Consider the following 14,059-nt stretch of genomic DNA (forward strand, 5'->3'; position numbering starts at 1 on the left):
GAACGACGGTTGATTTTTTTCAGGTCAATGCGGCGACAAAAATCAAACAGGTCCTTGAACTCACCGCCATCTGCCCGCGCCGATACGATGGCATCGATGGGACCTTCACCCAGCCCCTTGATGGCCCCCAACCCATAAACAATGTCGCCCTCCGGGTTCACGGTGAAGCGGTAGCCACAGGAATTCACATCCGGCGGCAATACCTGCAAACCCATGGTTTTGCATTCATCAATGAAGGTCACCACCTTGTCGGTGTTCTGCATATCGGCAGAAATGGTGGCCGCCATGAATTCCGCCGGGTAGTGAACCTTGAGCCAGGCAGTTTGGTAAGCGACAAGCGCATAGGCCGCAGAGTGGGATTTGTTGAACCCGTAGCCTGCGAACTTTTCCACCAGGTCGAAGATCTTCATGGCCAGGTCCGGGTCAACGCCCTTTCCTTTCGCCCCTTCTTCGAAGATCGCCCGCTGCTTGGCCATTTCTTCAGGCTTTTTCTTGCCCATGGCCCGGCGCAGCATGTCAGCGCCGCCCAGCGTGTAGCCGGCCAGCTCCTGGGCAATCTGCATCACCTGCTCCTGATACAGGATAACCCCGTAGGAGGGTTTCAGGATCGGCTCCAGCCACTCGTGCTGGTACTGTGGATCCGGGTAGGCCAGCGGTTCGCGACCGTGCTTACGGTTCACGAAGTTATCAACCATGCCGGATTCCAGCGGCCCGGGACGATACAGGGCCACCAGCGCGATAATATCTTCGAATACGTCGGGCTGGAGTTTTTTGATCAGCTCCTTCATGCCCTGACTTTCCAGCTGGAACACCGCCGTGGTGTCGCCCCGTTTGAGCAGGTCAAAACTGGGGCCGTCGTCCAGCGGAATGTGGTCAATAACCAGATCGTCCAGCCCTTCACGGCCGCGCTTCACGTTGGCGGCTTTTACGGCCCAATCAATGATGGTCAGGGTTTTCAGGCCAAGGAAGTCAAACTTCACCAGGCCGGCGGATTCCACATCATCCTTGTCGTACTGGGTAACCAGGTTGGTGCCGTCTTCTTCACAGTACAGCGGCGCGAAGTCCGTCAGCTTGCCCGGCGCGATTACCACGCCCCCGGCGTGCTTGCCCACGTTCCGGGTCAGGCCTTCCAGTTTGAAGGCCATTTCCATGATTTCGTTGGCTGCGTCCTTGTCGGAATTTTCATCGCTTTCCAGGAATTCGCGCAGGGTTTCTTCCTGCTCCAGAGCCTTGGTCAGCGTCATGCCCGGAATGCCCGGGATCATCTTGGACAAGCGATCAGCCAGGCCGTAGGGCTTGCCCTGCACCCGCGCCACGTCGCGCACCACCGCCTTGGCGGCCATGGTGCCGAAGGTGATGATCTGGCTCACCGCATCACGGCCGTACTTGTCCGCCACGTAGTTGATTACGCGGTCGCGTTTTTCCATGCAGAAGTCGACGTCAAAGTCGGGCATGGAGACCCGTTCCGGGTTAAGGAAACGTTCGAACAGCAAGTCGTAGCCGATGGGATCCAGGTCGGTAATCTTCATGGCATAGGCCACCAGGGAACCGGCACCGGACCCCCGGCCCGGGCCTACCGGCACTTCGTTGTCCTTGCCCCACTGAATAAAGTCGGCAACGATCAGGAAGTAACCGGGGAACCCCATCTGGTTGATGATATCCAGCTCGAAGGTCAGCCGATCATCATAATCTTTGCGCTTTACCGCATACTCGGGGTCATTCACATCCAGCAGCGTTTTGAGGCGCTCTTCCAGCCCATCGCGGGAGACTTTTTCAAAATACTGCTCGATGGTCATGCCTTCCGGAATCGGGAAGTCCGGCAGGAAGTTTTCCCCCAGGCGAATGTCCAAAGTACAGCGGCGGGCGATCTCTACCGTATTCGCAAGCGCTTCGGGCAGATCAGAAAACAGCGCCGCCATTTCATCGGCGGATTTCAGATACTGCTCTTCGGAGTATTTCTTCGGCCGACGCGGATCGTCCAGGGTGTTGCCATCATGGATGCACACCCGGGATTCGTGGGCTTCGAAATCTTCCCGGCGCAGAAAGCGCACATCGTTGGTCGCCACCACCGGCAATCCCAGTTGCCCTGCCAGCGCAACGCTGGCATGCAGGCAATCTTCGTCGCCCGGGCGCGAGGTCCGCTGCACTTCCAGATAGAAGCGGTCGCCATATACAGAGGCAAGCCAGCTCGCATACTGTTGTGCCTGCTCATACTTTTCAGCCAGCAGCAGTTGCCCCACTTCACCCTGGGAGGCAGCAGAAAGCACAATCAGCCCTTCGTTCAGCTCTGCTACCCATTCCGGCTTCACCAGCGCTCGGCCCCGGTCCTGGTTAGTTTGCCAGGCGCGACTGATAAGCAAGGTCAGGTTCTGGTAGCCCACTTCGTTGAGCACCAGAAACGACAGGCAAGCGGGCTCCTCTATGTGGGTGCCCTGCACCCACAGGTCGGCGCCCATCAGCGGCTTGATCCCCGCATTCATGGCATTCTGATAAAACTTGATCAGCGCAAACAGGTTCGAATCGTCGGTGACCGCCACCGCCGGGATCCGGTCATTCACGCAGGTCTTGATCAGTTCCTTGACCCGCACAACGCCATCGACCAACGAATAGTCAGTATGCAAGCGCAGGTGGACAAAACGGGGATCGCTCAAAACAGGTTCCCTTGTGCAATTGCGGTGGCGACCGGGCCAAAGGAGCGGCGATGCTCGGCCAGGGCGCCATGTTGTTCCAGGGCCGCCATGTGTACCGCTGTCGGGTAGCCTTTGTGGCGGTCGAAGCCATATTGGGGGTAGCGTTCGTGGAGCGCATGCATTTCCCGATCTCGCGCCACTTTGGCCAGAATCGAAGCGGCAGAGATGGCCGGTACGCGCCCATCCCCTTTTACCACCGCCTCCGCCGGACAGGGCAACGCCGGCACCCGATTGCCATCAATGAGCACCGCCTGCGCCACCAGGGGTAACGCTTCCACGGCTCGCTGCATCGCCAGCATGGTGGCATGCAGAATATTCAGTTCGTCGATTTCAGCCGGCTCAGCCCGCCCCAGCGCCCAACCCAGAGCATGAGATTTGATCTCAGATTCCAGCGCTAAGCGTTTCTTTTCACTGATTTTTTTGGAGTCAGCCAGGCCCATTATGGGGTGTTGCGGATCCAGGACAACCGCCGCGGTTACCACCGCACCGACCAAAGGGCCACGGCCCACTTCGTCAACGCCCGCCACATGCATGCCCGGCTGCCAGAGAAAGGCAGAAGGAATAAAGGGATCTGCCAGGGCATACTCGGCAAAGGGGTCACGCTGCTGCGTTTGTGCCATCAGGCCTCCAGCAATTGGGCAACGGCCGCCGCCGCTTTCTCGCTGGCGCCACCGCGAAGCTGTTGATGTACGTCCTGGAAGCGAGCTTTCAGGGCCTGGGCCAGCTCAGGCTGATCGAACCAGCGGCGCACAGCAGTGACAATCGCATCCGTGGTCAGCGCTTCCTGAATCAGTTCTGGCACCATTTCCTGCCGACATAACAGGTTCGGCAGTGATACGAATTCACTCTTTATCAAACGGCTGACGATGGCGTAGGTCACCGCCCCGACCCGATAGCCTACCACCATGGGTTTGGTCAGCAACAAACCTTCCAGGGTAGCAGTGCCGGATGCCATGAGCACCACATCAGCGGCGGCCATTACCGTACGGCTCTGGCCATCCACCAGCGACACAGGCAAATCAGGCTGGGCGTCCAGCAGTGCCTGGATTTGCTCACGGCGGGCATTATTGGCCGCAGGAATCACATAATGCAGCGCCGGATCCTGCTGATTCAGCACTACCATGGCCTCCAGAAAGGCGGGCATCAACTGCCCCACTTCCCCGCCCCGACTGCCCGGCAGCACGGCCAGAATGCGCGCTTGTGGATCCAGGCCCAGTGCCTTGCGAGCTCCCGGCACATCCGTCTCCAGGGGTATTCGGTCGGCCAGCGGGTGGCCCACAAAGGCCACCGGTACCTGATGCTGCTCATAGAACCGGGCTTCAAACGGCAACAGGGTCAGCATCAGATCAATGCTTTTCTTGATGCCCTTGATACGCCCCTGCCGCCAGGCCCAGACCGACGGGCTCACATAGTGCACGGTTTTCAGGCCGCGATCGTGGAGCCGACGCGCAATGGGCAAAGTGAAATCCGGGGAATCAATCCCGATGACTACATCCGGTTTCTGTTCCAGCAGAAAGCGGACCAGGGATTTACGCAGACGCAGCAACTCAGGCAGATGGGAAAGCACTTCGGTGATTCCCATCACCGACAGTTTTTCCATGGGGAACAAGCTGGTGAGCCCTGCCTGGGCCATCTCTTCGCCACCGACACCGATAAACCGGGCACCGGGATAACGGGCAGCAAGGGCCTGCATCAGGCCCGCACCAAGAATATCCCCGGAAGCTTCCCCGGCAATCAGTGCGACCAGCGGTGCGTCCTTGCGCTGTGCCATGTCAGCGGGTGATACCGCGCTCAGAGGCTTTCAGGGAATCGATGAAGATCTGCAGCGCATCCGACGGTTCCATGGCTTCCAGTTCGGCCAGCGCCTGTTCCAATGTGAGCCCCTGGCGGTAGACCACCTTATAGGCCTTGCGCAGGCTGCTAACCACATCTTTGGACCAGCCACGACGGCGCATGCCCTCAAAGTTCATACTGCGGGCGCTGGCCGGGTTGCCGGACACCATCACGTAAGCCGGAATATCTTTCAGCACCAGCGAACAGCCGGAGGTCATGGCGTAGGAGCCAATTTTGCAGAACTGGTGCACACCGGTCATGCCGCCGAGAATCACGCCATTGCCCACATGAGCATGGCCCGCCACCGAGGCATTGTTGGCAAAAATACAGTCATCGCCAATCATGCAGTCATGCGCCACATGCACATAGGCCATCAGCAAGTTACGACTACCGATTTTAGTCAGGGAATTGTCCTGAATGGTACCGCGATGAATGGTGACCGATTCACGGATGACATTGTCGTCGCCAATTTCCAGACGAGTCGGTTCCCCGTTGTACTTCTTGTCCTGGCAGTCCTCGCCGACGGACGCGAACTGGAAGATGTGGTTATTGCGACCAATGGTGGTCGGCCCTTTGATGACAACATGGGACGCCACTACGGTGCCCGCACCGATTTTCACGTCGGGGCCAATAATGGAGTACGGACCCACCTGCACATCCTCTGCAAGCTCCGCGGCCGGATCAATAAGGGCGGTCGGATGAATCATGGACTAGTCACTTTTATTTTGATGATGGTGGCAGGCAGTATACGCCAGCCTCGCACTGGCGTACGGGTGGGGATCAGACTTTTTGCTCAGCAACCAGCATTTCTGCGCTGGCAACCGTTTTCCCATCTACCTGCGCCTCACAGGTGAATTTCAGAATATTGCGTTTTACCACCACATATTCAGCGAACAGGTGGAGAGTATCCCCCGGGATCACACGACGCTTGAAGCGCGCCTTGTCAGTCCCCACCAGCAGATAGATATAGCCGTCTGAGGGTTTTTTATTTTCCGTCACAAAACCCAGAATGCCTGCAGCCTGCGCCATCGCTTCGATGATCAATACGCCGGGCATGATGGGCTCGTCAGGAAAATGGCCATTGAAGAACGGCTCGTTGATCGTCACGTTTTTCAACGCTTCAATCCGCTTCCCGGGCTCGAGATTCAACACCCGGTCAATCAACAAAAAAGGGTAACGATGGGGCAGGTATTCCCTGACCGCTTGAATATCCATCATCATGTGTTCCACACAGGCAAGTACCGCAAATCGCGGATAATTAGTCGCTTAAACGCTCAAGCTTGCGCACACGGCGGGCCAGATCATCCAGATTCCGGAAACGCGCCACGTTCCTACGATAGCGGGATTGGCTATCCACGGGCAACGCAGAACCATAGGTACCCGGTTCCTTGATAGAGCTGGAGACCAGTGACATGGCCAGAATTTGCACCTTGTCACACACCTCGATGTGACCAGCGATACCGGCCGCTCCACCAATCAGGCAGAAGGAACCGATTTTGGCTGAACCAGCGATGCCAGCTTTCCCGGCGATAGCGGTATGATCACCAATGACAACGTTGTGCGCGACCTGAATCTGATTGTCCAGAATCACGCCATTACCAATGATGGTATCTTCGATTGCCCCACGATCTACTGTGGTGCCAGCGCCAATTTCCACATCGGCACCGATGGTGACACCACCGACCTGGTGAAGCTTGGTCCAACCCGCGCCATTAAAGGCGAAACCGAAACCATCGCCACCGATCACGCAATTGGCGTGTATGATAGTGCGCGGACCCAGTGTGACNCCATGGTAAATTGTAACATTTGGCCAAATTCGACACTGATCCCCGATACGCGAACCAGCCCCCACCACGCTGTTCGCCATGATGACAGCACCCTCTCCCACCGTCACATCCGCTTCCACCACCACGTTCGGGCCAATAGAGGCTGAATCAGCAATCTGTGCCGCTGCATCAACCACAGCAGCAGGATGCACACCCGCCTGCGGTTGTGGTGCAACCTCAAAAAACGCACTGGCTTTGGCAAACGCGAGGTACGGATCTTTAACGATCAAGGCCGCAACCGGGCAATATTCCCGCTGAGACTCAGGGATCAGCACCGCCCCCGCGCCGGTCTGTTCCAAAAACGACCGATAACGAGGGTTGGCAAGAAAGGTAAGCTGGCTGGGTGACGCGGACTGGATCGTGCCCAGACCATCGACTACGTGGCTGGCCTCTCCGACCAGCTCCGCACCCAGCTTTTCTGCAAGTTCTCCGAGGGTCAGCATTATTTCATGCTGTTCAGTTGTTTGCCCACAGCCTCGGTAATGTCCAGGTCAGGCTTGGTGTACATCACCGCCTGGGCATTGAGAACCACATCCAGCTTTTCACGCTTGGCCACGGCTTCCATGGCGGTTTTCAGTTTCGGCTGCATTTCTTCCAGAATGTCACGCTGCGCTTCGTTGGCACGCTTTTGCAGCTTGCGCTGCAGGCTCTGGATTTCGATCATTTTCTGCTGACCTTGCGTCTTCAACGTGTCTTGCTGATCCGCTGACATGGTCATGGCTTCTTTTTGCAATTTTTGCTGCAGTTTCTGCACATCATTCTGCAGAGCGTTGAGCTTTTGCTCATCGGCAGACAGTTCATTTTCCAGGGATGACATTTTTGCTTTCACGTTATCCGACGATTGCAATGCAGCAATCGGATCGAGAACCCCAACGGAGGCATCAGCCATGCCCAGTGAAGGCAGAATAAGTGTCAGTGCTACCAGTGTTTTTTTCATCATTATTAAACTCCTAAAAAGTCTGTCCCAGAGAAAATTGGAATACTTCCGTGTCGTCGCCTGGCTGGTCGTTCAGCGCCTTGGCGAGGTTGAAGCTGAGCGGCCCGATGGCCGTCAACCAGGTCAGCCCGATACCGGCAGAGGTACGAATATCCTGTGGCTCAAAGTCCGCAAAAATATCATCCCGCTCGGTTTCAAACACGTTCCCCGCATCCACGAACAGGAAGGTTCTCACGCTTCGTGACTCCGGCGCAAAGGGCGTCGGGAAAATCAGCTCCATGCTCGCTTCTGTCAGGAAGTTGCCGCCGATGGGATCCGGGCTGGGATCCGTGGTGCCATTGAGGTAATAACTCAAGCCTTCAGAGCGTGGCCCCAGGGAGCGAGACTCGTAGCCACGCACGGAGCCGATACCGCCTGAATAATAGTTCTCGAAGAACGGCAGCACCGTGTCGTCGCCGTAGCCATCACCATAGGCCACATCAGCACGGGTGCGCAGCGTCCAGCGCTGGGTAATGGGGAAATATTTCTGCCCGGTCCAGTTCAGCTTGTAGAAGCCGTAATCGGACCCCGGCACCGCCACTTCAAAGCCAAGGGTACTCGACCAACCGCGATCAGGCAGGATGCCCCGGTTCAGGGTGCTGGTCTGCAGTGAGGCATTGGCCTTGTATTCATTGAACTTGGTGCCCTCTTCGATCAGGAAGTTGGCAATATCCACGGCCACGAAATCACCGGTGGTAATGTCGGTTTTCTCGTAGGTGGCACCGAAGCTCAGACGGGAATATTCCGAGATGGGATAACCAAACGTCACCGAGCCACCCAGACGATCCGCCGCATAGGAGGCCACCGTGGTTTCATCGAAATCAATTTCGGAATAGAACAGGCTGAAGCCCCGGCTTACCCCGTCCAAGGTGTAATACGGGTTGTAATGAGAAAAGCTGTAGGAATCACGGATGTCGGAGCGGCTCAGCGCAAAGGAGACCCGGTTACCACTACCGCGCCAGTTATTCTGGGTCACGTTGGCACCGAAGATAAAACCGGAAGCGTCGGAGAAACCCACGTTGGCACCGATGGAGCCGGAAGGCTGCTCTTCCACCTTGTAGTTCACATCCACCAGATCATCCGCATTGGGCACCCGCGGCGTGTCCGCTTCTACCACACTGAAGTAACCCAGGCGCTGCAAACGTTGACGAGACAAGTCGACCAATGAGGTGTTTGCCGGCGCCTGTTCGAACTGACGCAGCTCACGGCGCAGCACTTCGTCGTCGGTCTTGGCGTTACCACTAAAGTTGATCCGGCGGACATAGACCTTGCGGCCAGGATCCACATAGAAGGTCACGTCAACAGTGTGATCCTCGTCATTGGCATTATGCTCACGGCCGTTAACTTCCGCGAAAGTGTAACCTTCATTGCCGAGACGGCGTTTGATCAGATCATTGGTATAGGTCACCAGTTGTTGGCTGAACACCTGCCCTTTCTTAACGATCAACAAGGGACGCAACTGTTCCTCTTCCACCACCAGGTCACCAGCCAGATTCACCTCATTGACGGTGTATTGTTCGCCTTCGGCAACATTCACGGTGATAAAGACACTACGACGATCCGGAGTGACTGACACCTGGGTCGATTCGATGGAAAAGTTGATATAACCACGATCCAGGTAATAGGAGCGCAGCCGCTCCAGGTCGCCACCCAGTTTTTCCCGGGAGTATTTGTCATCGCCCTTGATGAACGACCAGAAGCCGGAAGAATGCAGCTCAAAATCTTCCAGTAAGGTTTCATCGTCAAACAGCTGATTGCCTACGATGTTGATATTGCGAATTCTCGCGGCTTTACCTTCATAAATCTCGATCTTCAGAGCCACCCGGTTGCGCGGCAACGCCACCGATTCGGTCTTGATATCTGCCCCGTAGCGGCCCTGACTGACGTACTGGCGCTCCAGTTCGCCCGCAATCGCCTGCAAGGTAGAGCGCTGGAACACTTCACCTTCAGCAAGCCCCGCCTCTGTCAGGCCCTTGCGCAGATTTTCTTCGTCAATGGATTTGTTACCAGACAGTTCGATACGCGCAATACTCGGGCGCTCGGCAACAATCACCACCAGGTCGTCACCGTCACGGCCCAGCTGCACATCCTCAAAGTTGCCGGTGGCAAAAAGGCGCTGAACCGCATCGACCACCTGACCACGGTTAACCGTGTCACCAGCCTGAATCGGCAGGGAGGCGTAGACCCGCTCCACAGGCAGACGCTGGAGGCCTTCTACACGAATATCGTGGACCTTGAACGGTAACTGTGTGTCCGCATTTAGCAGCGGTGCTGCCAACAGGCAAAAAACCGCTAGCAGGCCCTTCAGGGGGCTGCTCAGAATGTCCCCAAATCTCATGAAAACTGCTTCACCAAGTCGTTGTAAATGGCCAATAACATGAAGCTGACCACGAGCGTCAGCCCAACACCTTGTGCGGCCATCAAGAACCGCTCAGGTAAACTGCGACCGCGAATCATTTCAATGATTCCAAAGAAAATCCAGCCGCCATCAAGCATTGGTACGGGTAGAAGGTTAATCACCCCCAGCGTGATGCTGAGGTAAGCCAGCAATGCCAGGAAGCTGGCAATGCCAATGGACGCACTTTCGCCGGCCACCTGGGCAATGGTGATGGGGCCACCCAGGTTATCGAGAGAAAGCTTGCCGGTGACCAGTTTCACCAGGCTCGCGCCCACCACATTGACCTGCTCGGCAAAGCGACTGCTCGCCGCACTGACAGCCCCCAGCACACCAAATTCCTGCTGGTAAACGCCGCCCAGGCCCACGCCGATACGGCCAAAAGATTCACCGTTTTCGGTCACCGTGGCTGGCACCACCTGGAGCGTCTCAATGCGCGTTCCGCGGAGTACACCGACAGCCAGGGACTCACCCGGTGCAGCCATGATACTTTCCTGCCACTGGGACCAGCTGAATACCGGTTCAGCGTTCAGGGTAAGCACCTGATCACCACCGGTCAGGCCGGCCTGCTCTGCCGGGCTGCCCGCCTGGAGCTCACCGATAACCACGGCCTGATTGAGCCCCAGGGCTTCCAGGGGCGGCTTGTCCAGATCCGCGGACCAGGGCGAGGTATCCAGCTCACGAACCGTGATGCCACCTCCAGCCTGCTCTACGGTGATCGCCAGGGTATCCGGCTCGCCCAGATGCAGGATCAATTCGTTGTAGAAGGCGCGCCAGCCCTGCAGCTCGGTGTTGCCCACTGCAACGATGCGATCCCCGGGCACAAAACCGGCCTGCTCGGCGACAGAATCCGGCGTCACCGGGCCCACCACGGCTTCCAGGCCACGTTGACCGTAGCCAAACATCAACACCCAGTAGATCAGCATGGCAAGGATAAAGTTGAACACCGGGCCCGCCGCATAGGTAATCACGCGCTGCCAGGCCGGCTTGGCGGAAAATTCGCCCGGCGCACCTTCCGCCGTCTCATCTTCACGGACATCCAGCGGCTTCACGTAGCCACCCAGGGGAATCGCGCTGATCACCCACTCAGTGCCCTTCTTATCGGTAAAACGCAGGATTTTCGGGCCGAAGCCCACAGAAAAGGTCAGAACGCGGACGCCAAAGGCGCGCATAGCAAGAAAGTGGCCCCATTCATGGAAAGCCACAATGATTACAATCGTGACGACGAATGCCAGCAACGTCAGCATCCACGCTCCTTAATCCAACGGCGGGCAACCTGCCGCGCCTGGCGATCAATCTCCATGACCGCATCCACATCCCGGCAGGCTGGCGCATCCTGCTGCTCCAGGGTCCGCGCCACCACATCCGCAATGCCCATAAAATCGAGTTGACCGCTCAGAAAAGCCGCCACAGCCTCTTCATTGGCCGCATTAAGCACCGCCGTTGCGGTCCCGCCGGCGGCCATGGCATCACGCGCCAGACCCAGACAGGGAAACCGCTTCAGGTCAGGCAATTCAAAATTCAGCCCGGCCAGCGCCGCAAAATCCAGCCGCTTGGCCCCGGATTCCACCCGCTCCGGCCACGACAGACCACAGGCGATGGGGGTACGCATATCCGGTGTGCCCATCTGCGCCAACACCGAGCCATCTCGGTAAGCGACCATGGAGTGAATCACACTCTGGGGGTGCACCACCACATCCACCATGGCGGGCGGTACATCGAACAACCAGCAAGCCTCGATAAACTCCAACCCCTTGTTCATCAAGGTGGCGGAATCCACAGAGATCTTCGGCCCCATATCCCAGTTGGGATGTTTAATCGCCTGCTCCGGGGTGACCGCTTGCAACTGTTCTGCGCTGAACTCCCGGAAAGGGCCGCCAGATGCCGTCAGTAGCAGACGCTCAACCCCCGCGTTGACCCCTTCGGATGGCAAGCATTGAAAAATGGCGTTGTGCTCGGAATCCAGCGGCAGCAATGTGGCCCCGTGACGCTTCACTGCGTCCATAAACAAGGACCCAGTCACGACCAGCGCTTCCTTGTTGGCCAGCAGCACCCGCTTGCCTGCCTCCACCGCAGCCAGAGTCGGACGCACACCGGCAGCACCGACAATGCCTGCCACCACCGTATCCGCATCCGGGTGAGCCGCCAGCTCACAGAGAGATTCAGGGCCTGCCAGAACCTCTACCTGTGACCCAGCCCTACCCAGATGGTTCCGCAGCGCCGTGGCGGCGGCGGGGTCTGCCATGGCCGCATAACGCGGCTGTACCGTTTCGCACAGCCGCGCCATGGCCTGCCACTGGGTACCGGCAGTGACCGCAAACACCTCATAGCGCTCCGGGTGACGCACCACCACATCCAGGGTTTGCTGACCAATGCTGCCCGTGGCCCCCAGCAACGTCAGGCGCTGCCTGCCAGAGCGAGGAACGCGGTGTGAATCGCTTGCAGAGGGTGTCACAAACTGCCTCCCGGCAGGGCAAACCAGTTGAACCCGGCCAGAGCGATGGGCATGGCCGCTGTGACGCTATCGATGCGGTCCAGCATACCGCCGTGACCGGGCAGGATGGTGCCGCTGTCCTTGAAGCCGCGCTCGCGCTTTACCATGCTTTCAAACAGGTCGCCCAGGGCTGACGCCAGCACAGTAAACAAGGCCACTAGCATTAACGGCCACAACTGGGCGTCCAGCAGGCCTGCAGCGTACACACCTGCCACAACAACCAGCGCCAGAGCGACACCACCCAACAGGCCTTCAATGGTCTTGCCTGGGCTCACCAGCGGGGCCAGCTTGTGTTTGCCAAAGGTGCGACCGGCAAAATACGCACCGGTATCCGCCGCCCACACCCACAGAAGAATAAACATCAGCGCCCAGGGGCCCGCCAGGCCCAGGGCACCATTGCTCTGCAATTGCACAATGGCGGCCCAGGACGGAACCAGCAACAACAGGCCCACCAGCGCCATCAGCGCAGGGCGGTACCAGACGCGAGCATTGCCCGGGTATCCCACCACCAACACCAGCGCGAGCAACCACCACACGGGAATCGCATTAAGCAACCAGGCGGGATGAAAATACTCCGCTGCGGCCATCGCCACAGCCAGTGCCGCCACCCAGGCCAAACGCACAGTCAGGCTAATCTTGCCCATCATGGCCGCCCATTCCCAGCCAGCCAAGACAAAAAACACCCCGGCCACAAGGGCAAACGGTAGGCGATCCAGCCCGAAAACGGCGGCCAGCACGATTGGCAGCAGCACCAGCGCGGTAATCACGCGCAGCTTTAGCATTATTGTTCTCCACTCAAGCTGGCCACTTCCTCACCGGAACGACCAAAGCGTCGCTGGCGGCCAGCAAAATCCTGTAACGCTGCATCAAAGGCATCAGCGTCAAAATCTGGCCACAACAACGGTGAGAAATACAGTTCACTGTAAGCCAGTTGCCACAACAAAAAGTTGCTTATTCTTTGATCGCCACCAGTGCGAATCAGCAAATCCGGGGGCGGTAAATCCGCCATGGACAGCTGCGGCGCCATGGACTCCGCGCTGATCTGCTCTGGCTGCATCTCACCGGCGGCCACTTTTTCCGCCATTATCCGGGCGGCATGGGCAATATCCCACTGCCCGCCATAATTCACCGCGATCACCACCGTCATGCGGTTGTTCGCGGCCGTCAACGATTCCGCCTCGGCCATGCCGTCCTGCAGGTCCGCTGCGAACGCTGAGCGGTCACCAATAAAACGGATGCGTACACCATGGCCATGCAGCTCTTCAACCCGGCCACCCAATGCCTTGAGGAACAAAGCCATCAGGTGATCCACTTCAGACTGGGGCCGGCGCCAGTTTTCCGAGCTGAACGCGAAAAGCGTCAACGCCTCTATGCTCCGCTGGGCAGCCTGGCGAATGATCGCCTGCACCGTTGCCTCACCGGCGCGATGCCCTTCCTCTCCCGGTAAACCCTGCTTACGGGCCCAGCGGTTGTTGCCGTCCATGATGATCGCCACATGGCGAGGCACACTGCCCTGGTGGGAATCGAGATCGGGGGCACTGGAATGCGGTTGATTGTCGGCCATACTGCATCCGCCAATAATAAAAACGGGCTGACGCGCAGCCCGAAATGTCAGTCAGATTACCGTTCGCAAGCCGCGATTAAACGGTCATCAATTCCTCTTCTTTCTCTTTCAGAACATTTTCCACTTCCGCCACCATTTTATCGGTGAGCTGCTGGATCTGTTCTTCGCCACGGCGCTGCTCATCCTCGGAAATTTCTTTTTCCTTGAGTAGCTCTTTCAGGTCGCTGTTGGCGTCACGGCGAATGTTGCGAATAGAGACACGAGCCTGTTCAGCTTCTGCG

13 protein-coding genes are annotated in these 14,059 nt (G+C 57.8%); all 13 read right to left on the bottom strand.

What is annotated here, in order from left to right; translation table 11 throughout:
- Nucleotides 1-2,651: DNA polymerase III subunit alpha (gene dnaE, locus A3754_RS24255; RefSeq protein WP_063521570.1), on the bottom strand; the 2,651-nt coding region annotated here is incomplete at its 3' end.
- The gene (gene rnhB, locus A3754_RS24260) at nucleotides 2,648-3,310 is read right to left on the bottom strand and encodes a ribonuclease HII (RefSeq protein ID WP_197468840.1); all 663 of its coding nucleotides are present in this window, start codon (nucleotides 3,308-3,310) and stop codon (nucleotides 2,648-2,650) included. The genes dnaE and rnhB, both read right to left, overlap by 4 nt.
- Entirely contained in the window at nucleotides 3,310-4,461 is a 1,152-nt protein-coding gene (lpxB, locus tag A3754_RS24265; RefSeq protein WP_063521571.1) for a lipid-A-disaccharide synthase, read from the bottom strand. Before lpxB ends, rnhB begins: the two co-directional genes overlap by 1 nt.
- Nucleotide 4,462: 1 nt before the next feature.
- Nucleotides 4,463-5,230 carry an acyl-ACP--UDP-N-acetylglucosamine O-acyltransferase gene (gene lpxA / locus A3754_RS24270; protein WP_063521572.1) on the bottom strand — a complete coding sequence of 256 codons (768 nt, stop codon included), beginning with the start codon at nucleotides 5,228-5,230 and terminating at the stop codon, nucleotides 4,463-4,465.
- 73 nt (nucleotides 5,231-5,303) lie between these two features.
- Nucleotides 5,304-5,744 (bottom strand): 3-hydroxyacyl-ACP dehydratase FabZ, encoded by a 441-nt coding sequence (gene fabZ, locus A3754_RS24275; RefSeq protein WP_231880776.1) that lies wholly within the window; start codon nucleotides 5,742-5,744, stop codon nucleotides 5,304-5,306.
- A 37-nt stretch (nucleotides 5,745-5,781) separates the two neighbouring features.
- Entirely contained in the window at nucleotides 5,782-6,792 is a 1,011-nt protein-coding gene (gene lpxD / locus A3754_RS24280; protein WP_063521574.1) for a UDP-3-O-(3-hydroxymyristoyl)glucosamine N-acyltransferase, read from the bottom strand.
- Nucleotides 6,792-7,289, bottom strand: coding sequence for an OmpH family outer membrane protein (locus A3754_RS24285; protein WP_063521575.1), 498 nt, complete (start codon nucleotides 7,287-7,289; stop codon nucleotides 6,792-6,794). Before A3754_RS24285 ends, lpxD begins: the two co-directional genes overlap by 1 nt.
- Before the next feature lie 10 nt (nucleotides 7,290-7,299).
- A complete protein-coding gene (bamA, locus tag A3754_RS24290; RefSeq protein ID WP_082872231.1) occupies nucleotides 7,300-9,663 on the bottom strand; it encodes an outer membrane protein assembly factor BamA in 2,364 nt (787 codons plus the stop codon).
- Nucleotides 9,660-10,967, bottom strand: coding sequence for an RIP metalloprotease RseP (gene rseP, locus A3754_RS24295; protein WP_063521576.1), 1,308 nt, complete (start codon nucleotides 10,965-10,967; stop codon nucleotides 9,660-9,662). Before rseP ends, bamA begins: the two co-directional genes overlap by 4 nt.
- Nucleotides 10,961-12,175 carry a 1-deoxy-D-xylulose-5-phosphate reductoisomerase gene (gene ispC / locus A3754_RS24300; RefSeq protein WP_063521577.1) on the bottom strand — a complete coding sequence of 405 codons (1,215 nt, stop codon included), beginning with the start codon at nucleotides 12,173-12,175 and terminating at the stop codon, nucleotides 10,961-10,963. Before ispC ends, rseP begins: the two co-directional genes overlap by 7 nt.
- Nucleotides 12,172-12,996 carry a phosphatidate cytidylyltransferase gene (locus A3754_RS24305; RefSeq protein ID WP_063521578.1) on the bottom strand — a complete coding sequence of 275 codons (825 nt, stop codon included), beginning with the start codon at nucleotides 12,994-12,996 and terminating at the stop codon, nucleotides 12,172-12,174. Before A3754_RS24305 ends, ispC begins: the two co-directional genes overlap by 4 nt.
- Nucleotides 12,996-13,778 carry a polyprenyl diphosphate synthase gene (gene uppS, locus A3754_RS24310; RefSeq protein WP_063521579.1) on the bottom strand — a complete coding sequence of 261 codons (783 nt, stop codon included), beginning with the start codon at nucleotides 13,776-13,778 and terminating at the stop codon, nucleotides 12,996-12,998. The genes A3754_RS24305 and uppS overlap by 1 nt, the downstream gene beginning before the upstream one ends.
- Before the next feature lie 76 nt (nucleotides 13,779-13,854).
- Nucleotides 13,855-14,059, bottom strand: a 205-nt coding sequence (locus tag A3754_RS24315; RefSeq protein ID WP_156497202.1) for a ribosome-recycling factor, incomplete at its 5' end; no start/stop codon positions are given.

Source organism: Alcanivorax sp. HI0083, assembly GCF_001635175.1.